Here is a 22,953-nt window from a genome sequence, read left to right on the forward strand (position 1 = left end):
CATCATGTCGAACAAGTCAGAAACGGTCACAGGAAAGGACCGCTACAGGTCCGGTGTCATGGAATACAAGAAGATGGGCTACTGGGAGCCTGACTACGAACCAAAGGACACCGACATCATAGCGCTGTTTCGCATCACGCCGCAGGATGGCGTCGATCCGATCGAAGCGGCCGCTGCCGTTGCCGGTGAATCTTCGACTGCCACCTGGACCGTCGTGTGGACGGACCGGCTGACAGCAACGGAGAAGTACCGTGCCAAAGCGTACCGCGTCGATCCGGTTCCGAACGGTGAAGGCCAGTATTTCGCCTACATCGCCTACGACCTTGACCTGTTCGAGCCGGGCTCCATCTCGAACCTGACGGCATCGATCATCGGCAACGTCTTTGGCTTCAAGCCTTTGAAGGCTCTGCGGCTTGAGGACATGCGCCTGCCGGTAGCCTATGTGAAGACCTTCCAGGGCCCGCCAACGGGGATCGTGGTCGAGCGCGAACGTCTCGATAAGTTTGGCCGTCCGCTGCTCGGCGCAACGGTAAAGCCCAAGCTCGGACTGTCTGGCCGCAACTATGGCCGCGTGGTCTATGAAGCGCTGAAGGGTGGACTGGATTTCACCAAGGACGACGAGAACATCAACTCGCAGCCCTTCATGCACTGGCGTGAGCGCTACCTCTACTGCATGGAGGCCGTCAACAAGGCGCAGGCCGCAACCGGTGAGATCAAGGGCAGCTACCTCAACGTTACAGCTGCCACCATGGAAGACATGTATGAGCGCGCGGATTTCGCCAAGGAGCTCGGGTCGAACATCGTCATGATCGATCTGGTCATCGGTTACACGGCGATCCAGTCGATGGCCAAGTGGGCGCGGCGCAACGACATGATCCTGCATCTGCATCGTGCCGGCCACTCGACTTACACGCGGCAGAAGTCGCATGGCGTGTCCTTCCGCGTCATCGCCAAGTGGATGCGTCTCGCGGGTGTGGATCATATCCACGCGGGTACTGTGGTAGGCAAGCTTGAAGGCGATCCGGCAACCACGCGCGGCTACTACGATATCTGCCGCGAGGACTTCAACCCGATGCGGCTCGAGAACGGTGTGTTCTTCGACCAGCATTGGGCCTCGCTCAACAAGATGATGCCGGTGGCTTCGGGCGGTATTCACGCCGGCCAGATGCACCAGCTGCTCGACCTTCTGGGCGAGGACGTTGTTCTGCAATTCGGCGGCGGCACCATCGGTCACCCGCTCGGCATTGCAGCCGGTGCTACGGCCAACCGCGTAGCACTTGAATGCATGGTGCTTGCGCGTAACGAAGGCCGCGACATCGTCAACGAAGGACCGGAGATCCTGCGTATGGCAGCACGCACCTGCCAGCCTCTGCAACAGGCGCTCGAAGTCTGGAAGGACGTTTCCTTCAACTATACCTCAACCGACTCGCCGGATTTCGTTCCGACGGCAACAGCAGCAGAGTAGGAGAAACGACATGCGTATCACTCAAGGGGCATTCTCGTTCCTGCCCGACCTGACCGACGAGCAGATCGCCAAGCAGGTGCAGTACTGCATCGACAATGGCTGGGCGGTAAGCCTCGAATTCACCGATGACCCGCACCCGCGCAACACCTATTGGGACATGTGGGGACATCCGATGTTCGACAACCCGGATGCGGCCGCCCTCATGATGGAGCTGAAGGAATGCCGCAAGGTCTATGGCGATTACTACATTCGCCTTGTCGCCTTCGACAACACCCATGGCTGGGAATCGGTCAAGCTGTCGTTCCTCGTCAACCGCCCGCCAGAAGAGCCCGGCTTCCACCTTGCCCGCCAGGAAGGCCAGGGCCGCGTGGTTCGCTACACGACGAGATCCTATGCAACGGACAAGCCAGCGGGGCAGCGCTATGGCTGATGCCAGCATCACGCAACTCGAGGAGTCTCCTGCGGAGGTTCCGTCTGCCATCGACCTGCGCGCCGAATATGTCGAATCCGGCGTCAAGGAGGTGCTGGACGAGCTTGACCGCGACTTGATCGGCCTCAAGCCGGTCAAGCAGCGTATCAAGGAGACCGCGGCATTGCTGCTTGTCGAACGAGCGCGCCGGCGCATGGGTCTCGCGCACGAAACGCCGACGTTGCATATGAGTTTCAGCGGCAATCCCGGCACCGGCAAGACCACCGTGGCGATGCGCATGGCGGACCTGTTGCATCGCCTCGGCTATATCCGCAAGGGTCATCTCGTCTCCGTCACGCGGGACGATCTGGTCGGGCAATATATCGGGCATACCGCCCCGAAGACCAAGGAGATCCTGAAGAAGGCCATGGGCGGCGTATTGTTCATTGACGAGGCCTACTATCTGCACCGTCAGGAGAACGAGCGCGACTATGGACAGGAAGCGATCGAGATATTGTTGCAGGTGATGGAAAACCAGCGCGACGATCTCGTGGTGATCCTCGCAGGCTACGCCGATCGCATGGACAAATTTTTCGAGAGCAATCCGGGCTTCCGTTCGCGAATCGCCCATCACATCGATTTTCCGGACTACAGCTCTGGCGAGCTGCTGAGTATTTCCGAAACGATGCTATCGAAGCAGAACTATACGTTCGATGCGGAAGGCCGGGCCGTCATGGCCGACTATATCGAACGACGCCGCCAGCAGCCGCACTTTGCCAATGCCCGCTCCATTCGCAATGCATTGGACAGGGCAAGGCTTCGCCATGCGAACCGGCTGTTCGAGGCATCCAACGGGCCGACCGATGCGGCGGCGTTGTCAACGATCACTGCGGACGATATCAGGGTCAGCCGCGTGTTTTCCGCGTCAACCAAGGAGGAGCAAACGCCATGAACAGGAACGTACTGATTGCGCCGTCCGTGCTTTCGGCGGATTTTTCCCGGCTCGGCCAGGAAGTTGAAGACGTCATGGCGGCGGGTGCCGACTGGGTGCATCTCGACGTGATGGACGGGCATTTCGTCCCGAACATCACATTCGGGCCGCAGATCATCAAATCCATCCGCAACCGGACGTCGGCGATATTCGATTGTCATCTTATGATCGCTCCGGCGGATGCCTATCTTGCTGCTTTTGCCGATGCGGGCTGCGACTACATCACGGTGCATGCCGAAGCCGGCCCGCATCTCGACCGCTCGCTGCAGGCCATTCGCACTCTTGGCAAGAAGGCGGGTGTGTCACTCAACCCTTCCACTCCGGAGAGCGTCATCGAATATGTGCTGGACCGGCTCGATCTGGTGCTCTTGATGACGGTCAATCCAGGTTTCGGCGGCCAGGCGTTCATCCCCTCGGTGGTCGACAAGGTGCGGCGCGTGAAGGCGATGATCGGCAACCGCCCGATTCATATCGAAATTGACGGCGGCGTAACGCCTGAAACCGCGCCGCTCGTTGCGGCGGCTGGGGCGAATGTGCTTGTTGCGGGATCTGCGGTCTTCAAGGGTAACGGTAAGGCGGCCTATGCTGACAACATCGCTGCAATCCGTCATGCTGCCAACCATGCGAGGCACCGGGCGGCAGCTTGAGCGGAGGAGAAGATAATGGCGGCTATACCACCCCTTTGTGATTTTGGCTGGAAGGCCGTTGATGCAAGCCTGACCGGTACCGATGGCCGGCAGCATTCCATTCTGGCGCAGGCAGGCGACAGGGGGCTCGTCGTCGCTTTCATCTGCAACCATTGTCCCTATGTGAAAGCGGTCATTCAGCGCATCGTCCGTGACGCCCGGGAGCTCAAGGAACTCGGCATCGGCTTCGTTGCCATCAACGCCAATGACGCGAGTGCCTATCCTGCCGATTCGTTTGACAACATGAAGGTTTTCGCCCGCGAGAACGTTTTTCCGTTTCACTATCTGCATGATGCCGACCAGAGCGTGGCGCGTACATACGGGGCCGTCTGCACACCCGATTTCTTCGGGTTCAATGGCGCGGGCGAACTACAGTACCGAGGACGCCTCGATGCATCGCGCAAGGAAGCGGCGGCGCCAGAAATCCGCCGCGACCTGTTCGAGGCGATGAAGCAAGTCGCCAATACGGGGCAGGGGCCGCGCGAGCAGATCGCATCGGTCGGTTGTTCGATCAAATGGCGTGAGAATGCCTGAAGTGCCGCCGGCCAGACCGACCGGCGGCGATGGGGCTATTTATATTGATTCAGATAGGCTTCAAGATCAGTGATTTCCTTGTCGTCCTTCAGGCCGGGAAAGGCCATTTTCGTGCCTTTGACCTTGGCCTTCGGATCGTGCAGATAATCACGAAGGCTGGCTGTGTCCCAGACAAGTCCGGCCGCGCCCGCCGCCTTCATGGCAGGTGAATAGCTGAAACCTGGATGGGTTCCTGCGGTTCTGCCCATCAATTTGTTCAACGATGGCCCGACCTTGTTCTTGTCGGTATCGGCCACGTGACAGACTGCGCATTTCTTGAAAACGGTCGCTCCTGCCGTGGCGTCGCCGGCGTCTTGCGCCCGGGCTCCCGCAACAGACACAATCGCAACGGATAGTCCAATCAGAACGGTAGAATAACGCATGGCATCTCCTCATTTTCGCCAAGGGTGCCCTGGACGAAGACCGGCGCCAATTTTCCATGCATTGGCGCCCCCAATTTTTAGAACACTTCCAGAAGGTACCTTCAGCGCCTGATAAGTCAATTGCTTGACCGGGATATAACGCCGCAGCTTCACGATCGTGTTTTCTCGGCCCGTTGCAATTGACGCCGAGAGATGACACCCGTAATTTGTCATGAATATTTCTCATCGGGCACCTTGAGAAATCCGCACCACGACCTCCTAGCGTGTCAGGACTCCTGAGATTTCGGCGCTATGAGTGTGGGACGTGCCAGAGGATCGGGAGGTGCCTGTATGGACGTTGTTGATCTCGTTTTGACCATCTGTCTCATATCCAACCCGGCGAGTTGCCGGGAGGAGCGCCTGCATTTTGAAAACAGGGGCGGCCTGAACAATTGCATGTTCCTCGCACCGACAGAAATTGCAAAATGGTCCGGGGAACATCCAAAGCTCAAGGTCGTCCGGTGGAAATGCGATTATCCGTCAAAGGATCTGGAGCTCTAGAGCCTGCCATCCAGGCATGAAAGGCTCCAGTTCGCATACTTATGACGATTCGTCTGGGAGGACATCGTGGCAGGACTACACCAACGACTTTTCCGCTTTTGTATCTTGCTGGCGCTCGCTCTTGGTTTTGGCACGCAGGCAAGTCCGGCTGCTGAAACCGTCCGTGTCGGCGTCCTGAAATTTGGGACTGTCAATTGGGAGCTGGACACGATCAAGCAGCACAAGCTCGACGAAAAGTATGGTGTGAATGTCGACGTCCGCTTCTTTGCCAGTGAAGATGCAACCAATGTCGCCATGATGGCCGGGGATGTTGATATCATTGTCACGGACTGGCTCTGGGTGTCGCGGCAGCGTGCATCGGGCGAAGACCTGACCTTCGTGCCCTATTCCAGTTCAGTCGGCGCCTTGATGGTTCCGGATGACTCGCCGATCAAAAATCTGGCGGATCTCAAGGGCAAGAAAATCGGTGTGGCAGGCGGGCCGCTGGACAAGAGCTGGCTGCTCATGCAGGGCTATGCCAAGCACCAGTTCTCACTCGATCTGCCGGCGCAAAGCGAAGTTGTCTATGGCACGCCGCCGCTGCTTGCCGAAAAGGCGCAGCAAGGCGAACTGGATGCCGTGCTGAACTTCTGGAATTTTTGCGCTCGGCTTGAAGCCAACGGGTTTCACCGCCTGGTCAGTACCAGCGACGCTGCAAAGGCGCTCGGCGCTACGGGTGACGTGTCGGCCATCGGATACATCTTTCATGACAAATGGGCCGACGCCCATCCGGATGCAATTGCGGGTTTCGTCAAGGCAAGTCGAGATGCGAAGGCTCTGCTCGGCAGTTCCGATGAGGAATGGCAACGTCTGGCGCCGGTGGTGAAGGCCGAAGGCCATGAACTGGATGTGCTGCGTGACCGGTATCGCGAGGGTATTCCCGGCCGGCCAATCGAGGACGAACAGGCCGACGCGACGAAGCTCTATGCTATCCTTGCCGATCTTGGCGGCGAACGGCTCGTTGGCCCCGGCAAAACCTTGGCACCAGGCACATTCTGGAGGGCAGACTAATTGGCTCTTGCATCCAGCGACCAGCAGCAAACGGGCAAGCTTGTTTCTAACGCGGCTCCAAAGCGGCAATGGAGTTCGGCGCTCATGGTGTTACTGTCGTTTGGGGCGTTGGTGGTTGCATGGCACCTCGGGGCGACGATCTGGCCCAGCCGCGCCTTCCCGGCGCCTTCGCTGGTTCTGCAAACCTTCATCAGCGAAACCGCGAGCGGCGATCTACCCTATAATCTCGGCATCACCCTGTGCCGCGTCGCCGCCTCCTTCGTCCTCGCGATGCTTATCGGCTCGGTGATCGGTGTCCTGCTTGGCAGCCATCGACGCGCAGACCAGTTTTTCAATCCGTGGGTCATTCTCTTCCTCAACATACCGGCGCTGGTCATCATCGTCCTCGCCTATATCTGGTTCGGACTCAATGAAGCCGCAGCGATCGGCGCCGTAGCGCTCAACAAGATCCCCAATGTGGTCGTTACCATGCGCGAAGGAACGAGAGCGCTCGATCCGCGCTACGCGGAAATGGCGAAGGTGTACCGCTTCAATGCACTCGATCGCTTCCGGCATATATTGATACCCCAGCTGCAGCCCTATATTGCCGCCGCGTCGCGTTCCGGCATTTCGCTGATCTGGAAAATTGTGCTCGTGGTCGAGCTGCTCGGCCGCTCCAACGGTGTTGGTTTCCAGATCAATCTATTTTTTCAACTCTTCGATGTCGCGGCGATACTTGCCTATACACTGGCGTTTGTTGCCGTCATGCTCTTCATCGAACTCGTCGTGGTGCAACCGCTTGAACACACATCAACTCGCTGGCGTCGCAGCGCGGCTTAAGGTCAACATAGAAGAGAAAACGTTCCGCTCCTCCAACGGTGGAACGATCGAGGTCCTGCGCGATCTGCGCTTCGAGGTCGAGCAGAACGAATTCGCCTGTATCCTTGGACCATCAGGTTGCGGAAAGACCACCACGCTGCGCATTTTGCTTGGTCTCGACAGCGACTACCAAGGGTCGATACAGTTACCCGGCTTGGCTGACGCGCGTATCGGGGCGGTGTTTCAGGAGCCGATGCTTCTTCCATGGCGCACGGTCGAGCAGAATGTGCGGCTCGCCATGCCCAAGCCCATGCGCGACACCGATCTCAACGGCTTGTTCAGCACGCTTGGCCTGTCGAAGATGCGCAATTTCTATCCGGCAGAGCTGTCGCTGGGGCTGGCACGCCGCGCGGCGATAGCGCGCGCACTGGCGATCGAGCCGGATATACTTTTGCTTGATGAACCATTTGTCTCACTGGATGAGTCCACAGCGCAGCAACTTCGGCATATGCTGCTCTCCGTGTGGTCCGAGCGCCCGACGACCGCGTTGATGGTGACGCATAATCTGCAGGAGGCGATCATGCTCGCCGATCGTATCATCGTGCTTTCCGAACGTCCCGCCCACGTGATCGGCACGTTCGACATCCGCCTGCCGCGCAACTATCGCAACGAGCAGGTGAAGGCCGATTTGCAGCGTTCGTTCAATGAGAAATTCGCCGGGCTGAGAAACGGGACATGAGCGAGCCGACCCGCCGCAGCGTTCTTAAAACGAGCGTGTTCCTCGCCTGTTGCGGCATTTCGCATGTCCGTCTGGCGCGGGCGCGGGCGGGCCCGGTCGAGGCTTTGCCTGTCAAGGAGATTACCGGCGGAATCTTCGCCTTTGCAGGCAGGCCCGAGATGATGACCGCGAAGAACGAGGGCGAAATCTGCAATGTCAGCTTCATCGTTGGCGATGAAGCTGTCGCCGTGATCGACAGCGGCGGCAGTGTTGCCGAGGGGAGGGAGCTCGTCGCCGCCATTCGCGCCAGGACCGGCAAGCCTATCCGCTATCTGATCAACACGCATATGCACCCCGATCATATCTTCGGAAACGCCGCGTTCGGGGAAACGGGAGCGATTGTTGTCGGGCATCACAATCTGCCGCGCGCCCTCACTGCCCGGGGAGATTATTATCTGCAGAGCTACCGCGAAGCGATGGGTAGTGAGCTGATGGCGGACATCCGGATCATCCCGCCGACAAAGCTCATCACTGGCGAGGAGCAGCTCGATCTCGGTAAACGGAAGCTTACATTGAAAGCCTGGAAACCTGCCCATACGGACAATGATTTGACAATTTTCGACGAACAGACGGGCACCTTATTCACTGGCGATCTGTGTTTCATCGAGCATCTTCCGACGATGGATGGATCGCTGCTTGGCTGGATCGCACAGCTGGAGGAACTCAAAGGTATCAAGGCAAAATTCGCAGTACCGGGACATGGCCCCGTGCCGTCGGCGTGGCCGGAAGCACTTGAGCAGGAGCAGCGTTATTTCGATGCGCTCGCCCGCGATATTCGCAAGGCGATCGCCGATGGCGTGCCCATGGCGGAAGCGGTCAAGACAGCTGCGGAAAGCGAGCGGGATAACTGGCGCCTCTTTGACGAATATAATGTGCGCAATGCCACGGCCGCCTTTGCCGAACTCGAATGGGAATGAACCCGTTTGCAAGTATGTCAGCCGAGGTGATATACTGGATGTCGGCCGGGCACCGCCAATTTTCTTGGTGGAGGCAGAACATGACGATAAAGCCGATACGACTGCGTAGCCGGGTGGTTGCGTTTGTCTTTCTCGCGCTCGTTGGATTAGCGGTGCCGTTTGCGGCTGGCGCGCAAAGCGCGAGCGTTCCGGATACGAAGACGTGGGATGGCTTGAAGGGCGATGTGTTCGGCCAAAAGCCGATTGGAGATGCAGGCGGCATCATCTCGATCGATGCGCCGAAACGCGCTGAGGACGCGGCAATCGTCCCCATCGATCTGCATTTCAAAACCGATGCGGCAACTGGCCGTATCAAGGCTGTCACCCTCATCGTCGATGAAAATCCGTCGCCCGTCGCTGCAGTATTCCAGTTCGGCAAGGATGCAGGCGTCACCCATCTCGCCACTCGTCTTCGGGTGAACGCCTATTCCTATGTCCGCGCCATTGCCGAGACCGAAGACGGCAAACTTCATATGACGCAGACCTTCGTCAAGGCGTCCGGCGGCTGTTCCGCACCGGCGATGAAAAATCAGGACGAAGCGCTGGCTTCTCTCGGGAAGATGAAGCTTCGCGTCTTTACATCCAAGACGCCTGGCAACGAGCCGATGACCCGCGCAACCGAAATGCAGCTGATGATTCGCCACCCCAACAATTCAGGGCTGCAGATGGATCAGCTCACGCGCTATTATATTCCTGCGCACTTCATCCAGGGCCTGACCGTCTCGCAGGGCGACCGGCTTATCATGTCGATGGAAGGCGGTATTTCGATCTCTGAAGACCCAAACTTCCGCTTCGAGTTCGATGCGAAGCCCGGCGAGGATGTGAAGGTCGAGGCTGCCGATACCGAAGGCAAGAAATTCCAGGATGAATGGCCGGTGGAGTCGTCCAGCCTGTGAGCGATAACGCTGCCACGAAGACTTGCCAGAATTAAAAAATGGAATGCTCTAGAAGCAGCGGACATCGGCTTCCGCCTGCGCCCGCTTCAATTCAGTGATCGAAGCTTTCGCCGGAGCACTTTCGCGGAACAGGGCACCATTCTCTCCGGACACCAGCCCCATCTGTTTATAGGTCTCGGCGGCCTCGTAATGAGGGTAGGTCACGACGGACGCAATGACGTCGATCGAACAGGAACATCGCTGCAGCATATCGCGGTTTTCACCATTGGCTTTCATGCAGCCGTAAACATATTCGGCAAGGGTCGAAGTAGGGTAATCTGATGCAGCATTTGCTGGCAAGGAAAGGACAATTGCTGCACCTGCTAAGAAGGCAATCTGTCCGATTTTCGACGTCATCCTGGCATCCTCGCATTTATCAGCGGTAAATATACATTTTACAGATAGATAGCAAATGACAATAAGAAACTGCAATCAAAATCCATTTTGAAAGTATCAAATTATGTGACAAGTCCTTCCGGCAGAATATAACAATTAAATCGGGTACTTACTGCAACGCAGCAAAAGTACACCGCAGTGCAGCAAATATAATTTGATAATCCGGCTTGCCTAATGGAATTCTTTCTCCTATCGTCAACTTGTTTCCGGCTTCAAGGACGTTACCGTCAAGGGAGTGGTGACAGTCTTCGTAGGCCAAGCGAGGTGGGCAGTAACGGTGCCCTCTGCGCGCCTGGCTTTGTCGTGACACGCTGCCGGAAATACTTCCCCATTTGCGTGAGCTAATGGAGCGAACCCGCACTGAAAAACGGCTTCGTCCGATAGTTCATAAATGTGAACTTAGGGAGGACTCAAAATGCGTGTACACAAGAATTTAATTGGAATTGCATTGGCTACAACGGCCATGACGTTCTCATTGGCGGGGGGCGCTCTGGCCAATGACGATCTTCAGGCAGTAATTTCTGATTCGAAGAACTGGGCTATCCAGACCGGCGATTACGCCAATACGCGATACTCGAAACTCAATAAAATCACTGCGGACAATGTCAAAAACCTTCAGGTCGCCTGGACGTTTTCGACCGGTGTGCTGCGCGGCCATGAAGGAGGCCCGCTCATCGTTGGCGATGTCATGTATGTTCATGCGCCATATCCGAACACCGTCTTTGCGCTTGACCTGAACAATGATGGCAAAATCCTCTGGAAGTATGAACCCAAGCAGGACGCAAACGTCATTCCTATCATGTGCTGCGATACCGTTAATCGCGGCGTAGCCTATGGTGACGGCAAGATATTCCTTTATCAGGCCGACGCAACGCTCGTTGCTCTCGATGCAAAGACGGGCAAGCCCGTGTGGTCTGCCAAAAACGCCGAGGCGGTAGACGGCAGCAAGGGCGAGTCTGGAACGTCCGCACCAATGGTCGTGAAAGACAAGGTCATTGTCGGTATTTCCGGTGGTGAGTTCGGTGTTCGCGGCCATTTGACCGCTTACAACATCAAGGATGGCAAGCAGGCCTGGCGTGCTTATTCCATGGGTTCCGACAAGGACACCTTGGTCGATCCGGAAAAGACTATGGAGCTTGGCAAGCCCGTTGGAGCGGACTCCAGCACCAAGACCTGGGAAGGTGATCAGTGGAAAGTCGGTGGTGGAACGACCTGGGGTTGGTATTCGTACGATCCCAAGCTGAACCTGATCTATTACGGTACCGGCAATCCATCTACCTGGAACCCAAGTCAGCGCCCGGGTGACAACAAATGGTCCATGACCATCATGGCGCGCGATGCCGATACAGGCATGGCGAAATGGCTCTACCAGATGACCCCGCATGACGAGTGGGATTATGACGGTATCAATGAAATGATCCTGGCGGATGGCATCGAAATCGGTGGCAAGCCGCGTGATGTCCTCGTGCACTTCGATCGTAACGGCTTTGCCTATACGATGGATCGTGCAACCGGCGAACTCCTGGTCGCAAAGAAATACGATCCGGCAGTGAACTGGGCGTCTGAAATCGATATGGACAAGGACAGCAAAACCTATGGCCGTCCGAAGCTCGTAGCGAAATACTCGACGTCAAAAGAGGACGTCAATGCGCAGGGCATCTGCCCGGCGGCTCTTGGTACGAAAGATCAGCAGCCCGCCAGCTATTCGCCAAAGACCAAGCTTTTCTACGTTCCGACAAACCATGTCTGCATGGATTACGAGCCCTACAAGGTCAGTTACACCGCCGGTCAGCCTTATGTCGGCGCGACACTGTCCATGTATCCGGCTCCGAACAGCCATGGCGGCATGGGTAACTTCATCGCATGGGATGCGGCGAAGGGTGAAATCGTCTGGTCCAAACCCGAACAGTTCTCGGTCTGGTCAGGCGCTTTGGCAACGGATGGCGATGTCGTCTTCTACGGAACGCTCGAGGGCTATCTGAAGGCGGTCGATAAAAACGGCAAGGAACTTTACAAGTTCAAGACACCGTCCGGCATCATCGGTAACGTCACCACATACGAACATAAGGGCAAACAATATGTTGCCGTTCTGTCCGGTGTTGGCGGATGGGCTGGTATCGGTCTTGCCGCTGGTTTGACGAAGCCGAATGAAGGCCTTGGCGCGGTGGGCGGTTATGCCGCTCTTTCCGACTACACGGCCTTGGGCGGTCAGTTGACCGTTTTCGCTGTTCCTGAGTAATCGGGAACGAAGCTGACACAGTGAGCCCGCGAATGCAGGCTTTGAATAATGGGCGCCCGGTTCAACCAGGCCGGGCCCCCCGTGTCACCTGTCCCAGTTTGACGATTCAAACAACCGTCCAGGCGGCGCCGCAAGGTGCTGACCCGAGTTGACGAGTTGAATGCGAGGTTCTTGTATGCCTATTCGAATGACATTGCTTGCCGTCACTGCCGGTCTTGCGCTTGTAGCGGGCCTCGGCAGCGCTTACGCCGATGACAAAGCCGCAGCAGCTGTTGCCTCCGACGAAAACGGCAAATATGCCGATAAGGACGGGAATCCCACATTCAAGATAGAGGAGGACGGGACGGTCGATTGGTACACCTATAGCGGGTTCCGCCGGTTCAATTCAGATTGTTTTGTTTGTCACGGCGCGGATGGTGCCGGTTCTTCCTTCGCACCGGCTTTGGCAAATTCGCTGAAGACGATGCCTTATGCAGAGTTCCTGTCGATCGTTGCCGAGGGACGCAAAAACCTCAAGAATGGCAATGACAAGGTGATGCCGGCTTTTGGCAACAACAAGAATGTCTACTGCTATATGGACGACCTCTATGTTTATCTACGTGCCCGGGCCGTGGGCGATCTGCCACGCGGGCGTCCGGCAAAGCATGCGGACAAGCCGCCGGCAGCCGCAGAGGCGGAAGCCTCCTGTATGGGTGGGTAAATGATGCGATATGCACGACCACTGATGAGATGGATTGCCGGTGGCGTGATTGCGGCGGCAGTTGCCGTGCCGTCGGTGGTCCTTGCGCAAGGCGCTGGTCTCGGAGCCTCTGGCGAACTGGTCGATCCCGACGTCCTGCGTGTTTGCTCTGATCCATCCAACATGCCGTTCTCCGATGAGAGCGGCAAGGGGTTCGAGAACAAGTTGGCCGAACTTGTGGCCGCACAGACCGGCCGTAAATCTGTAGCCTATACCTGGTTCCCGATGGCAACAGGGTTCGTCCGCAGCACGCTGCGGGCCAATCGCTGCGACATTATCATGGGATACGCGCAAGGTGACGAACTCGTCCAGAATACCAATGCCTATTATCGCTCGACTTATGTGATGATCTACAAGAAAGGCAGCGGCCTCGATGGCGTGGATACGATCGAGGACGGCAAATTGGCGGACAAGAAAATTGGCGTTGTTGCCGGAACGCCTCCGTCAGCAAACCTCGCCAAGGTCGGCTACATGCGCAATGTCCACCCCTATCCTTTGATGGTCGATACGAGGCTCGCGCCTTCGATGGCGGAGGTCATGATCAAGGAACTCAAAAGCGGTGTGATCGACGTTGCGATACTTTGGGGGCCGATGGCTGGTTATTATGCCAAGCAGATCGATCCCGACCTTGCCGTGGTTCCGCTGGTCAAGGAAAAAACCGGGCATATGGCATACCGGATCACGATGGGTGTGCGCCCGTCCGATCAGGAGTGGAAGCGCACATTGAACAAGGTAATCCGGGAGAACCAGAGCGAGATCAACAAGATCCTTCTCGATTTCCAGGTGCCCCTGATCGACGAGAATAACAAGCTGATCACGCAATAGCGTGGCGGGTGGATGAAGCGAGGTGAAAAACCGGTGCGGAACTGTTCCTGTGCGTTGGCCGTTTTAATTACCGTATTGGTGACAACGGCTTTCGCGGGCGAAACGGCGCCGGAGCCGAAAGACTACAGGACCGAAAATTACAGGGCGCCGGTTCCTGCCACCCTGAAGGGGGCAAAGGTGGTCACCACCGAGGAAACCATCGCCCTGTGGAAAGACAAATCGGCGGTGTTCGTCGATGTCCTTCCTCACGATCCCAAGCCGGCAAATCTTCCGGCCGGGACTATCTGGAAGGAAAAAGTCCGGGAAGATATTCCCGGCAGCATTTGGCTCGCAAATGTGGGCTACGGGATCATCAACAAGGAGACGGAAGCCTATTTTCGCAAGGGGCTGAAGTCCCGGTTGGGCGACGACACGAAAAGAAAGGTGCTTTTTTACTGCATGGCGAACTGCTGGATGTCCTGGAATGCGGCCAAACGAGCCGTCGAGTGGGGATATAAGTCGGTACTCTGGTATCCGCTCGGCACGGATGGCTGGACCGCAGCGAAACAGCCAACACAGAAAAATGAGCCCTTTTAATTTCAATCTTGCGCCATTACGGCGTATGATAAGGAGAAAGATCAATCTTTGATCTTTGAGTAGAAGGAGGAAAGCATGAAGAAAACATGGACAAAGCCTACCATGTGTCAGGTTGCTGCCGGTATGGAACTTTCACGATACCTGCCTGCAGAACTCAAGGCAAAAAAGTAAGATCTGACCCATCGCCCTGCGCGATCTGATCGCGTAGGGCGGCACCTTTGTAGTTTCGGCCGGAGCCTCAACTCCGGAAGGAGAGGGTTTGTGTCCGCATGCGATTGACAGTCATCGGCTCCGCAGCAGGAGGCGGGTTTCCTCAGTGGAATTGCAATTATCGATTGAGCCGTGGAGCACGGAATGGCGAAGCCAGTTTCCGTGCGAGAACCCAGTCCAGCCTCGCTGCAAGTGCGAACGGGAATGACTGGATTTTGTTCAACGCATCGCCCGACATTCGCCAGCAGATTGCCGTCACACCTGAATTGCAGCCCCGGGCCGATGGACCGCTGCGTTCGACGCCGATTCGCGCTGTTATCCTGACCAATGCCGATGTCGATCATATTGCCGGCCTGCTCAGCCTGCGCGAGCGCGAACCGTTCGCGATTTATGCGACAAGGCGGGTTCTCGACGTGCTTGAATCCAATTCGATTTTCAACGTGCTTGACCCGGAAATCGTCCACAGACGCGAGCTCCCCGTAGGCAAGACAACGGATATTCTGGATGCCCGTGGAAATCCTGCCGGCATTACCGTCGAAACTTTTGCTGTGCCGGGAAAGGTTGCGCTGTTTCTCGAAGACAAATCGAAGGCGACTGAAGGCTTTGGCACGAAGGAAGGTGATACGATCGGCCTGCGCATCGCATCGAATGATGGTGCGACGGCCTTCTATATTCCGGGCTGCGCCGGTATCGACGCCCCGCTTAGAGAACGCTTGTCAGGTGCCGATTGTCTTTTCTTCGATGGCACCGTTTATACCGATGACGAGATGATCACGGCAGGGGTGGGTACAAAAACTGGCGCGCGCATGGGCCATATGTACATTTCGGGTGAGGGCGGTTCTCTGGCGGCCCTGGCCGATCTTGGCATCAAAAAGCGGATTTACGTGCACATCAACAATACCAACCCCATTCTCGACGCGGCATCGCCTGAACATGCGGCCGTTGTCGCAGCGGGGTGGAGGATAGCATTTGACGGCATGGAGGTCAGGCTTTGAGCAAATTCGGCAATGCGGCGCGAGGCGGATTGTCACCGGCTGATCTGGAAAAAGTTCTGCGCGAGGTAGGTGCGGAGCGCTATCACAATCGTCACCCTTACCATCATCAGATGGTCAACGGCGCCATGACCAAGGGCCAGATGCAGGCCTGGGCGCTTAACCGCTATTGCTATCAGGCGGTCATTCCGCGCAAGGACGCGATGATTCTTGCGCGGGCCGAGGACCCCGAATTTCGTGCCGAATGGCGCAAGCGGATCGAAGATCATGACGGCGACGACGGATGGAGTGGCGGCATCGCGCGCTGGCTCAAGCTGGCGACCGGCCTTGGCCTTGATGCAGATGATGTGAAAAGTGAAAAGCTGGCTCTGCCCGGCACGCGATTTGCTGTCGGAGCCTATCTTTCCTTCTGCACCAACCGCACGCTGCTGGAGGCCGTAGCCTCGTCGCTGACAGAGCTATTCTCGCCCGTTATCATCAACGAGCGTGTTCCGGCCATGTTGGCGAAATATGATTATGTGACGCCTGATATCCTGGCCTATTTTGACAAGCGGCCGACGCAGGCGTCACGTGATTCCGATTTCGCCTTGGCCTATGTGATGAAACATGCCGATACGCCGGAAAAGCAGCAGGCCGTCATCGACGCGCTCATTTTCAAATGCGATATTCTCTGGGCAATGCTCGATGCGTTGGCTCATGCCTACGGCGAAAAGGGCAATATCCCGCCCGGCGCTTTCGATCCGGAGGCGGCATGACTGAGGCAAGTCGCGTCCGTGCGGTTGTTTCCATGCAATCGCGACCCATATTAAAGTCTCACACGCGGCTGCAGTATGATAGGGTGCGCGAGGCATGGGCGCTGCTGTCGCCGGAACGGGTGTTCTGGCCGAATGAAGTGAGCCTCGATATCTTGAGGCTGTGTGACGGCCGCCACAGCGTTGCGCTGATGATTTCATTGCTGGCGGACCAGTATGCAGCGGATGAAGCCGAGATCGCGCCGGATGTAACCGGCTTTCTGCAGGAATGGTCCGACAAGTTTCTGGTGACGTTATGAACGAACCTGTCCTACCCCCGATCGGCATGCTGGCGGAATTGACGCATCGCTGCCCGCTGCAGTGCGCCTATTGTTCCAATCCGGTCGAGCTCTTGAAGGCCAATCGGGAAATGGATACGGCGGGCTGGCTTTCGCTGTTCGAACAGGCAGCTGATCTCGGCGTCTTGCAGGTACATCTTTCCGGCGGCGAGCCAACGCTCCGGCCCGACCTCGAGGAACTCATTGCCTGTCTGGCGCGGCGCGGCGTCTATACGAATCTCATCACGGCGGGTGTTGGCATCGCCGACGGCCGGATTGAAGCCTGGGCCGAGGCCGGACTTGATCATATCCAGCTGAGTTTCCAGGGGGCGTTTGCTGCCACAACCGAGAAGATAGGCAATTCGCGCGGCGCCCACGAAAAGAAGCTCGAAACGGCACGCCGCGTTCGTGCGGCAGGTCTGCCCTTGACGATCAATGCGCCGATCCATCGCCACAATATGGAAGAAGTGCCCGATTTCATAGAACTCGCGCTCTCCCTCGGCGCCGAGCGGTTGGAAATCGCCAATGTCCAATATGCGGGCTGGGCTCTGCTCAATCGCAAGGCGCTCATGCCGGAACGCGAAGCGGTGGAGCGTCAGGTGCAGATCGTCGAGGAAGCGCAGGAACGTTTGCGCGGCATCATGACGATAGACTTCGTCACGCCGGATTATTTCGCCATTTATCCGAAACCCTGCATGGGCGGCTGGGCGCGGGATGCCTTCATGGTAGCGCCCGATGGAACCGTGCTTCCATGCCATGCGGCCGGTACGATCAAGTCTCTGCATTTCGAGCGTTTCGGCGACTGGAGCCTCAGCCGTATCTGGCATGAATCCTCAGCATTCAATGCGTTTCGTGGAACAAGCTGGATGCAGGAACCCTGCCGCAGCTGCGAGCGTCAGGAGATCGATTGGGGCGGTTGCCGCTGTCAGGCCATGGCAATCGCCGGCGACGCGGCTGCTACGGACCCGGCCTGCATCAAATCACCGCTGCATGCCCGCATGGGCGCGCTGATCAACGAGGCCATCAGCACAAAGACGGCCGACACAACACCGGACGCCTTCACCTATCGCCGCATTGGCCGTGTCACCGAACCTAGAGCCTTTCAGAACGGTTCCATCTAGCTATGAAAGGCTCTATGGTTTGATGATCGATTGCTGGATTGTCTTCGACAGACCATATAAGCGTTGCTCGATAATCGTCGGCACCTCGCAGACATAGGTCAGCGAATGCACCCGTTCATCGTATATGCGGGTTTCCCACGTCAGTCTTTCATTTGCCCTGTCGAGTTCCTCCGGATCGGCATCGGGCTTGGCGCGCATCGCGTCCACTGCCGAGGCTTCCTTGCGCAGATCCTCCGCCATGTCACGTTGCTTGTCGGCGTAGCGTCCGATACCGGATATCACTTGCTCGCGCTCGCGGTTCAACGTGTCGAATACACCCTGGAACAGCATGAACATCTTGTCGTTCACCTGTTCTTTCGGCAGTCCTGCGGCGAACTCCATGATCTGCTTTTGTGCCGCGTCGAGTGGATTGCGCCGCGCCGAGACTTCGCCAACGAGATCATCGATTTTTGGATCGCTATCCCAGTTTTTTGCCGCCTCCGGGATGTCCGGGCCGTTCCACACCTGACCGATCGAAAGTTCCGGTACCTTGCGTTGGACGCAAGGCCAACTCGGATCATTGTTCGCCGCGGCAATAGCACCGTTGCCTGAAACCAGCAGGACAAGGCCAGCCGACGCCGCGAAGAATACCGCTGACCGTTTCAATTATTGCCTCCCTCTTGTTTCTTGATGACGAGACCGCGCGAGGGGTCGTAGGCGATGATCGCGCCCGCAATGAAAACGATGGTGAACCCGCAGACGACGGCCAGCGAGGTCCACTCGATCTGTGCGTAGAATGCAAAGCGCACCAGTTCGACCGCATAGGTAAACGGATTGAGCAGACAGATCTTGTAGAGCAGGGGACTTGCCTCCTGCACGCGCCACAGCGGGTAAAGCGCCGAAGAGGCAAAATACATCGGGAAGATCACGAAGTTCATGATGCCGGCGAAGTTTTCCAGCTGCTTGATCAGCGATGACAGAAGCATTCCAAGCGCACCCAGCATCATGCCAGACAGGAACAGCGCCGGCAGCGTCAGCAGGTATCCTGACGGCGGCGCCTTGACGCCCCAGAACCAGGCGATGAACAGGAAGGCGTAGACCTGAATGATGGACACCGCAACGCCGGCCAATAGCTTCGACACCAGCAGGAACCAGCGCGGAAACGGACTGACGAGAAGCGTGCGCATATTGCCCATCTCCCGGTCGTAGACCATGGAGAGAGATGATTGCATGCCGCTGAACAGGAGTATCATGCCGCACAGGCCGGGCGTGATGTAGACTTCGTAAAGCACATAGGTTTGATAGGGCGGGATGATCGAAACGCCGAGCACCTGCCGGAAGCCGGCCGCAAAGATGAACAGCCACAACAGTGGCCGCACCAGCGAGGAGATGAAACGTTCGCGCTGGTTGAGATAGCGCAGGCCTTCACGGATGAGAATACCCTTAAGGCAAACGAGATAATTCATCACGCCGAAGCGCATGCGTCCGATCTGCCGGTGGCTGGCAATGTCCGTCATAGCCGGTTCCCCGCATTCAGTGCATATATCCCGGTAAGCCGCGAGAACGCCTCGTTGATGGTCTCCGCCCCGGCGTTCTTGACCACGTCATGCACCGGACCGTTGGCGACGAGCTTGCCCTGGTTGAGGACGATGACCTGATCCGCATGACTGACCTCATCGATCAGATGCGTCGCCCACAGGACGCTGATCCCCTTCTCCTCCACCAGCTTGCGGATATCGGCAAGGATGGTGGCACGCGACTTGATATCGAGGCCAACGGTCGCTTCGTCGAGCAGCAATAGCGAGGGTTCGTGCAGCAGCGCGCGCACAATCTCCACGCGCCGGATTTGCCCGCCCGAGAGACTGCGGGCTTTTTCATGAAGTCGGTCGCTCATGTCGATGGATTGCATCAGATCGTGAATGCGCCGGTTGGCTTCGCGTGAGCCGATACCATGCAGCGATGCATGGTAGGAGAGGTTCTGATGGACCGAAAGATCGAGATCGAGCGTGCGCGCCTGGAAAACAATGCCGAGCCTGCGCAGCGCGTCGCCTGGCCGCCGGTCGATGTCATGGCCGAACACATGGATGCGACCATGCCTTGTCGCGAACAGATGGCTGATCAGGGAGAACAGCGTCGTCTTGCCGGCACCATTCAGGCCGAGCAGCACGGCAAAACGTCCGGGCGCTATGGAAAACGTGACGTTATCCAGCGCCTGGCGTTTGCCATAGGCGTAACTCACCGATGCAAGATCAAGGGCCGGAAGATTTGCTTCCGGCATTGATTTGTCATTGATGTTTCTCAGTCCTGCATTTGTACCCATCAAGCTCCACCCTTGGTACTTTATGCGACGATGACCTTGCCGCAAACTGACGGCTATTTGATGGTGATCGTACCCTTCATTCCCTTGTCTGCAAGGTCCGGCACCGACCAGGTATATTTGCCGGGCCGCACCGCTGTAAACTGTACATTGATCGTCCCCGGCGAGTCGAATTCGAGCCATGCCGGCCCGCCATCCATATGCACTTCAAGATCGTTGATGACGATCTGGTTCATCCACACATTGCGGAAAAGATCGGTGACGAATTTATATTCAAGCCCGGCCGCGGACGTGATCTTCCAGCGATAGCCCTGTCCAGCAACCAGTTCGAAATCCTTCTGGTTGACCGTGAATTCATCGTCCTTGGACCCAAGAATAAGCTCCGGCACATTCTTGCTGGCGCGCGTGATCGCCGGCGGCTTTGCCTGCATCGCCGCTTTCGGCTCGGGTGCAGCCTTGGCGTCGTCATCGTCGTCGTCAGCCTGGGCAAAAGCAAGGGATTGCGCCATGCCGATGCTGAGAACTGCGGCCAGTGCGAGCGTCTTGTATGTTGTCATGTAGTCCTCCCTGGGTTTTTCAGACATGCTTTCAATTCGGCGATATTGCGACGCCCCAAGGCAATTGCCCCACGGTAACGGATTTGATCGGCTCATCGGTTTCCGTATCGATGAATGTGATGTCGTTCGACAACCCGTTCGTGCTGATGATCTGCTTGCCATCCGGCATGAATGCGAGCTGCCATACCCGCTGGCCGACAAGCACGTATTTTTCGACCTCGTAGGTTTCCGTATTGACCACGGCGACGCGATTCGCCGGTCCGAGCGCTACATAGGCTTTCTTGCCATCGGCGGTGATGCGAACGCCCACAGGCTGGATCTGTTCGGAGCGCAATCCCTGGATTTCGAAGGTGATCTTATGGGTGACCGCGCGGGTCTTGTTGTCGATGACCGACACTGTCCCGCCGATTTCAGCGGAGACCCAGACCTCGGAGCCATCGGGCTTGAACTCGGCAAAGCGCGGGCGCGAATCCACGAGCACATTGTCGGTGATTTCATGGGTCGACGTATCGATGAAATGCGCCATGCTCGTCGTTTCGGAGGTATTGACGATGGTCTTGCCGTCCGGGCTCACGCCCATGCCTTCCGGCTCGACGCCTACCGGAATTTCCGCCGCGACACCCTTCGTATTGACGTCGATCACCGTGACGAGATTGTCGTCCTCATTGGCGACGTAGAGCGTTTGCCCATCGGGCGACAGCACGAAAAGCTCGGGGTCGGGCCCTGACGGCAGCGACCCCACGACCTCATTCGTGGCGGTATCGATCATTTCGACCGTGTCGTCATCGCTGGCGCAGACATAGATGATCTTGCCGTCAGGCGAGATGGTGATGCCGCGGGGCCGTTGCCCGACATTGATCGTCTTGACCACCTCCATGGTCTTCGAATCGACCACCGTCACCGTGTTGTCTTTCTCATTCGAGACATAGACCAGATTGGCCCAGGCTGGCTGTGCAAGAAACGGCAGCGCTACGGTCGCAGCGAGCAGGCACATGTGTCGTCGTCGCATCTTGGTCCTCCCAATATTATTCTTAATTAAGCTTGCACTTGGTTTCCGGCCTGTCCACGCCCAGCGTATCGAGCTCCGAGAACTGATGCAGGAAACCTTCCTGCGGCGAGGTGGACACGACGCCGTGGCCGTCGCCAATCAGGATCGGCTGGCGCAGCTGCCAGTTCCAGTTGCGGAAACTGAGTTTTTGTCCCTTGAAGGCCGCTATGGAAAAGTCATCCGCCTTGATGAACGTCTCGACCTGTTTGGGGTCGTTTCCCTTTGACCGCGTGATCGCCTCTCCCAATATGCGCACGGCAGTCCAAGCCTGCATGTCCTTCGACAGCATTCGCCGTCCCGTCGCCTTGTCGAAACGGTTCTGAATCTGTGACCCGCCCCATTGTTCGCTGGCGGGGTGCCAGCTCGAGGGAACCAGTGCGGCCGTTCCCGCTACCGGCCGCGGCGTCCAGGTCCGGTAAGGGACGTAGCTGCCGAAAACCTCGCTCTCGTCGGCGACGATGACCACATCGTGTTCCGGGAGATTCTGGGTGAATACCGGCATCTGCTTTTGCACCTGGATGATGCCCGTGTCGGTTCGGCGCGCCGTGCCCTTGTCCTCGTAGAGCCGCTCTTCCACGATTGTTGCGCCGAACCGCGTCGCAGCTCGGCGGATGGCTTCGGCGTAAAGCTTGTCCCGATCATGCGAGCCGTAGAGCAGCACCCATTTGCGCCACTGTTTCCAGACGAGGTATTGCGCCAGGCCGTCGGCAAGCATGCTTCGCGTCGGGGCCGTGTGGAAGACGTTCGAGCGGCATTCCTCCTCGCGCAGGCTGTCATCCGTGGCGCCTACATTGAACAAGAGGACGCCGCTGTCCTTGGCAAGATCAGCAATCGACAACAATTGCTTGGCGGAAATGTCTGTCAGAATGAACCGGTCGCCGCGGGCGAGCATCTCCTTGAACGCGGGCATGACGTCGGCCTCGAACTTCGTCTCGGTTACGTCCAGCGCAAAACTCTGGCCCAGAAACTTGCCGGTCGTATTGTTGTCGTTGATGGCGACATTGGCGCCGGCCACGCCTTCGTCGCGCGGCGGTATATCGAGCACGGATAGTGCCAGCTGCGGTTCGTAGGCGCGAAGATAGCCGATGCGGGTTTCAACCACCGGTTTTGCAGGCTTATTCGTCGCAGCCTGCTGTGCCGATACGCCGGACACGTTGACGAAGAGCAAAAAAAAGCCGAATAAAAATGAGAGAGTGTTTGGCACCGTACTCTTCATGATCATACCATACAGACTGCCGCCATTCACGTGATGGCGGTCGCTTAAGAACAGAGGTGCCCATAGTGTTTTTAAACAACCCCGTCACAATCTCAACCCTCGGTG

The 22,953-nt window shown here is 57.3% G+C and carries 28 protein-coding genes; 20 read left to right on the forward strand and 8 right to left on the reverse strand.

Features of this window, described 5'->3' with window-relative positions; translation table 11 throughout:
• Window positions 1-4: 4 nt before the first annotated feature.
• The 5 genes from J2X72_RS17905 to J2X72_RS17925 are packed head-to-tail and all read left to right on the forward strand — an operon-like array spanning window position 5 to window position 4,085.
• Entirely contained in the window at window positions 5-1,465 is a 1,461-nt protein-coding gene (locus J2X72_RS17905; protein WP_210002952.1) for a form I ribulose bisphosphate carboxylase large subunit, read from the forward strand.
• Window positions 1,466-1,475: 10 nt separating this feature from the next.
• Window positions 1,476-1,895, forward strand: coding sequence for a ribulose bisphosphate carboxylase small subunit (locus J2X72_RS17910; protein ID WP_210002953.1), 420 nt, complete (start codon window positions 1,476-1,478; stop codon window positions 1,893-1,895).
• Window positions 1,888-2,826, forward strand: coding sequence for a CbbX protein (gene cbbX / locus J2X72_RS17915; protein WP_310074061.1), 939 nt, complete (start codon window positions 1,888-1,890; stop codon window positions 2,824-2,826). The genes J2X72_RS17910 and cbbX overlap by 8 nt, the downstream gene beginning before the upstream one ends.
• Window positions 2,823-3,512: a ribulose-phosphate 3-epimerase gene (rpe, locus tag J2X72_RS17920; protein WP_310074062.1), complete on the forward strand. Its 690-nt coding sequence runs from the start codon at window positions 2,823-2,825 to the stop codon at window positions 3,510-3,512. The genes cbbX and rpe overlap by 4 nt, the downstream gene beginning before the upstream one ends.
• Before the next feature lie 15 nt (window positions 3,513-3,527).
• Entirely contained in the window at window positions 3,528-4,085 is a 558-nt protein-coding gene (locus J2X72_RS17925) for a thioredoxin family protein (protein ID WP_310074064.1), read from the forward strand.
• Between the two features lie 35 nt (window positions 4,086-4,120).
• Here the strand turns inward: J2X72_RS17925 and J2X72_RS17930 are convergent, their stop codons facing one another.
• Entirely contained in the window at window positions 4,121-4,507 is a 387-nt protein-coding gene (locus tag J2X72_RS17930; RefSeq protein WP_210002957.1) for a cytochrome c family protein, read from the reverse strand.
• A gap of 330 nt (window positions 4,508-4,837) precedes the next feature.
• Between J2X72_RS17930 and J2X72_RS17935 the strand changes: the two genes are divergently transcribed.
• From J2X72_RS17935 to J2X72_RS17960, 6 genes are all read left to right on the forward strand, one after another.
• Window positions 4,838-5,047 carry a hypothetical protein gene (locus J2X72_RS17935; RefSeq protein WP_210002958.1) on the forward strand — a complete coding sequence of 70 codons (210 nt, stop codon included), beginning with the start codon at window positions 4,838-4,840 and terminating at the stop codon, window positions 5,045-5,047.
• Between the two features lie 66 nt (window positions 5,048-5,113).
• The gene (locus tag J2X72_RS17940; RefSeq protein ID WP_310074065.1) at window positions 5,114-6,097 is read left to right on the forward strand and encodes an ABC transporter substrate-binding protein; all 984 of its coding nucleotides are present in this window, start codon (window positions 5,114-5,116) and stop codon (window positions 6,095-6,097) included.
• Between the two features lie 84 nt (window positions 6,098-6,181).
• Window positions 6,182-6,916, forward strand: a complete 735-nt coding sequence (locus tag J2X72_RS17945) for an ABC transporter permease (RefSeq protein WP_310074238.1) — start codon at window positions 6,182-6,184, stop codon at window positions 6,914-6,916.
• On the forward strand, window positions 6,876-7,634 hold the full coding sequence (locus J2X72_RS17950; RefSeq protein WP_310074067.1) for an ATP-binding cassette domain-containing protein: 759 nt from the start codon (window positions 6,876-6,878) through the stop codon (window positions 7,632-7,634). Before J2X72_RS17945 ends, J2X72_RS17950 begins: the two co-directional genes overlap by 41 nt.
• Window positions 7,631-8,590: a quinoprotein relay system zinc metallohydrolase 2 gene (locus tag J2X72_RS17955; protein WP_310074069.1), complete on the forward strand. Its 960-nt coding sequence runs from the start codon at window positions 7,631-7,633 to the stop codon at window positions 8,588-8,590. Before J2X72_RS17950 ends, J2X72_RS17955 begins: the two co-directional genes overlap by 4 nt.
• A gap of 80 nt (window positions 8,591-8,670) precedes the next feature.
• Window positions 8,671-9,525 (forward strand): quinoprotein dehydrogenase-associated SoxYZ-like carrier, encoded by an 855-nt coding sequence (locus J2X72_RS17960; protein ID WP_310074070.1) that lies wholly within the window; start codon window positions 8,671-8,673, stop codon window positions 9,523-9,525.
• 48 nt (window positions 9,526-9,573) lie between these two features.
• Here J2X72_RS17960 and J2X72_RS17965 read toward each other — a convergent pair whose 3' ends face one another.
• Window positions 9,574-9,921 (reverse strand): hypothetical protein, encoded by a 348-nt coding sequence (locus tag J2X72_RS17965; protein ID WP_210002961.1) that lies wholly within the window; start codon window positions 9,919-9,921, stop codon window positions 9,574-9,576.
• A 502-nt stretch (window positions 9,922-10,423) separates the two neighbouring features.
• Between J2X72_RS17965 and xoxF5 the strand changes: the two genes are divergently transcribed.
• From xoxF5 to pqqE, 9 genes are all read left to right on the forward strand, one after another.
• Entirely contained in the window at window positions 10,424-12,199 is a 1,776-nt protein-coding gene (xoxF5, locus tag J2X72_RS17970) for a lanthanide-dependent methanol dehydrogenase XoxF5 (protein WP_210003038.1), read from the forward strand.
• A 187-nt stretch (window positions 12,200-12,386) separates the two neighbouring features.
• The gene (locus tag J2X72_RS17975) at window positions 12,387-12,899 is read left to right on the forward strand and encodes a c-type cytochrome, methanol metabolism-related (protein ID WP_405044740.1); all 513 of its coding nucleotides are present in this window, start codon (window positions 12,387-12,389) and stop codon (window positions 12,897-12,899) included.
• Window positions 12,900-13,763, forward strand: a complete 864-nt coding sequence (locus tag J2X72_RS17980; RefSeq protein ID WP_310074075.1) for a substrate-binding domain-containing protein — start codon at window positions 12,900-12,902, stop codon at window positions 13,761-13,763.
• A gap of 54 nt (window positions 13,764-13,817) precedes the next feature.
• Window positions 13,818-14,339 carry a PQQ-dependent catabolism-associated CXXCW motif protein gene (locus tag J2X72_RS17985; protein ID WP_310074077.1) on the forward strand — a complete coding sequence of 174 codons (522 nt, stop codon included), beginning with the start codon at window positions 13,818-13,820 and terminating at the stop codon, window positions 14,337-14,339.
• 75 nt (window positions 14,340-14,414) lie between these two features.
• Window positions 14,415-14,510, forward strand: coding sequence for a pyrroloquinoline quinone precursor peptide PqqA (locus J2X72_RS17990; RefSeq protein ID WP_100002498.1), 96 nt, complete (start codon window positions 14,415-14,417; stop codon window positions 14,508-14,510).
• A gap of 98 nt (window positions 14,511-14,608) precedes the next feature.
• Window positions 14,609-15,544 (forward strand): pyrroloquinoline quinone biosynthesis protein PqqB, encoded by a 936-nt coding sequence (gene pqqB, locus J2X72_RS17995; protein WP_310074083.1) that lies wholly within the window; start codon window positions 14,609-14,611, stop codon window positions 15,542-15,544.
• Window positions 15,541-16,296, forward strand: coding sequence for a pyrroloquinoline-quinone synthase PqqC (gene pqqC, locus J2X72_RS18000; protein ID WP_210002964.1), 756 nt, complete (start codon window positions 15,541-15,543; stop codon window positions 16,294-16,296). Before pqqB ends, pqqC begins: the two co-directional genes overlap by 4 nt.
• On the forward strand, window positions 16,293-16,592 hold the full coding sequence (gene pqqD / locus J2X72_RS18005) for a pyrroloquinoline quinone biosynthesis peptide chaperone PqqD (RefSeq protein ID WP_310074085.1): 300 nt from the start codon (window positions 16,293-16,295) through the stop codon (window positions 16,590-16,592). Before pqqC ends, pqqD begins: the two co-directional genes overlap by 4 nt.
• Complete coding sequence (gene pqqE / locus J2X72_RS18010; RefSeq protein ID WP_310074087.1) at window positions 16,589-17,731, forward strand: pyrroloquinoline quinone biosynthesis protein PqqE; 1,143 nt, start codon at window positions 16,589-16,591, stop codon at window positions 17,729-17,731. Before pqqD ends, pqqE begins: the two co-directional genes overlap by 4 nt.
• Window positions 17,732-17,743: 12 nt before the next feature.
• Here pqqE and J2X72_RS18015 read toward each other — a convergent pair whose 3' ends face one another.
• From J2X72_RS18015 to J2X72_RS18040, 6 genes are read right to left on the reverse strand one after another with little or no spacing between them, the layout of a single operon-like run.
• Window positions 17,744-18,376, reverse strand: a complete 633-nt coding sequence (locus J2X72_RS18015; RefSeq protein WP_310074089.1) for a hypothetical protein — start codon at window positions 18,374-18,376, stop codon at window positions 17,744-17,746.
• The gene (locus tag J2X72_RS18020; RefSeq protein ID WP_310074092.1) at window positions 18,373-19,227 is read right to left on the reverse strand and encodes an ABC transporter permease; all 855 of its coding nucleotides are present in this window, start codon (window positions 19,225-19,227) and stop codon (window positions 18,373-18,375) included. The genes J2X72_RS18015 and J2X72_RS18020 overlap by 4 nt, the downstream gene beginning before the upstream one ends.
• Window positions 19,224-20,030, reverse strand: coding sequence for an ABC transporter ATP-binding protein (locus tag J2X72_RS18025; protein ID WP_310074095.1), 807 nt, complete (start codon window positions 20,028-20,030; stop codon window positions 19,224-19,226). Before J2X72_RS18025 ends, J2X72_RS18020 begins: the two co-directional genes overlap by 4 nt.
• A gap of 53 nt (window positions 20,031-20,083) precedes the next feature.
• Window positions 20,084-20,584 carry a hypothetical protein gene (locus J2X72_RS18030; RefSeq protein WP_310074097.1) on the reverse strand — a complete coding sequence of 167 codons (501 nt, stop codon included), beginning with the start codon at window positions 20,582-20,584 and terminating at the stop codon, window positions 20,084-20,086.
• 31 nt (window positions 20,585-20,615) lie between these two features.
• Window positions 20,616-21,593 (reverse strand): YVTN family beta-propeller repeat protein, encoded by a 978-nt coding sequence (locus J2X72_RS18035; RefSeq protein ID WP_310074101.1) that lies wholly within the window; start codon window positions 21,591-21,593, stop codon window positions 20,616-20,618.
• 22 nt (window positions 21,594-21,615) lie between these two features.
• Window positions 21,616-22,848, reverse strand: coding sequence for an ABC transporter substrate-binding protein (locus J2X72_RS18040; protein ID WP_310074102.1), 1,233 nt, complete (start codon window positions 22,846-22,848; stop codon window positions 21,616-21,618).
• Between the last annotated feature and the right edge of the window lie 105 nt (window positions 22,849-22,953).

This window comes from Phyllobacterium sp. 1468 (assembly GCF_031455525.1).
In the GTDB taxonomy this organism is placed as follows: domain Bacteria; phylum Pseudomonadota; class Alphaproteobacteria; order Rhizobiales; family Rhizobiaceae; genus Phyllobacterium.

Excerpts from the sequence above, each read along its gene's own strand:
- J2X72_RS18035 (WP_310074101.1), bottom strand. The coding sequence starts at position 21,593 with ATGCGACGACGACACATGTGCCTGCTCGCTGCGACCGTAGCGCTGCCG.
- xoxF5 (WP_210003038.1), top strand. The coding sequence starts at position 10,424 with ATGACGTTCTCATTGGCGGGGGGCGCTCTGGCCAATGACGATCTTCAG.
- J2X72_RS17955 (WP_310074069.1), top strand. The coding sequence starts at position 7,631 with ATGAGCGAGCCGACCCGCCGCAGCGTTCTTAAAACGAGCGTGTTCCTC.
- J2X72_RS17990 (WP_100002498.1), top strand. The coding sequence starts at position 14,415 with ATGAAGAAAACATGGACAAAGCCTACCATGTGTCAGGTTGCTGCCGGT.
- J2X72_RS18025 (WP_310074095.1), bottom strand. The coding sequence starts at position 20,030 with ATGGGTACAAATGCAGGACTGAGAAACATCAATGACAAATCAATGCCG.
- pqqB (WP_310074083.1), top strand. The coding sequence starts at position 14,609 with ATGCGATTGACAGTCATCGGCTCCGCAGCAGGAGGCGGGTTTCCTCAG.
- pqqD (WP_310074085.1), top strand. The coding sequence starts at position 16,293 with ATGACTGAGGCAAGTCGCGTCCGTGCGGTTGTTTCCATGCAATCGCGA.
- J2X72_RS17975 (WP_405044740.1), top strand. The coding sequence starts at position 12,387 with ATGACATTGCTTGCCGTCACTGCCGGTCTTGCGCTTGTAGCGGGCCTC.
- J2X72_RS18020 (WP_310074092.1), bottom strand. The coding sequence starts at position 19,227 with ATGACGGACATTGCCAGCCACCGGCAGATCGGACGCATGCGCTTCGGC.
- J2X72_RS17905 (WP_210002952.1), top strand. The coding sequence starts at position 5 with ATGTCGAACAAGTCAGAAACGGTCACAGGAAAGGACCGCTACAGGTCC.
- rpe (WP_310074062.1), top strand. The coding sequence starts at position 2,823 with ATGAACAGGAACGTACTGATTGCGCCGTCCGTGCTTTCGGCGGATTTT.
- J2X72_RS17960 (WP_310074070.1), top strand. The coding sequence starts at position 8,671 with ATGACGATAAAGCCGATACGACTGCGTAGCCGGGTGGTTGCGTTTGTC.
- J2X72_RS17910 (WP_210002953.1), top strand. The coding sequence starts at position 1,476 with ATGCGTATCACTCAAGGGGCATTCTCGTTCCTGCCCGACCTGACCGAC.
- J2X72_RS18040 (WP_310074102.1), bottom strand. The coding sequence starts at position 22,848 with ATGAAGAGTACGGTGCCAAACACTCTCTCATTTTTATTCGGCTTTTTT.
- pqqE (WP_310074087.1), top strand. The coding sequence starts at position 16,589 with ATGAACGAACCTGTCCTACCCCCGATCGGCATGCTGGCGGAATTGACG.
- J2X72_RS17980 (WP_310074075.1), top strand. The coding sequence starts at position 12,900 with ATGATGCGATATGCACGACCACTGATGAGATGGATTGCCGGTGGCGTG.
- J2X72_RS17965 (WP_210002961.1), bottom strand. The coding sequence starts at position 9,921 with ATGACGTCGAAAATCGGACAGATTGCCTTCTTAGCAGGTGCAGCAATT.
- J2X72_RS18030 (WP_310074097.1), bottom strand. The coding sequence starts at position 20,584 with ATGACAACATACAAGACGCTCGCACTGGCCGCAGTTCTCAGCATCGGC.
- J2X72_RS17935 (WP_210002958.1), top strand. The coding sequence starts at position 4,838 with ATGGACGTTGTTGATCTCGTTTTGACCATCTGTCTCATATCCAACCCG.
- cbbX (WP_310074061.1), top strand. The coding sequence starts at position 1,888 with ATGGCTGATGCCAGCATCACGCAACTCGAGGAGTCTCCTGCGGAGGTT.
- J2X72_RS17925 (WP_310074064.1), top strand. The coding sequence starts at position 3,528 with ATGGCGGCTATACCACCCCTTTGTGATTTTGGCTGGAAGGCCGTTGAT.
- J2X72_RS17945 (WP_310074238.1), top strand. The coding sequence starts at position 6,182 with ATGGTGTTACTGTCGTTTGGGGCGTTGGTGGTTGCATGGCACCTCGGG.
- J2X72_RS17930 (WP_210002957.1), bottom strand. The coding sequence starts at position 4,507 with ATGCGTTATTCTACCGTTCTGATTGGACTATCCGTTGCGATTGTGTCT.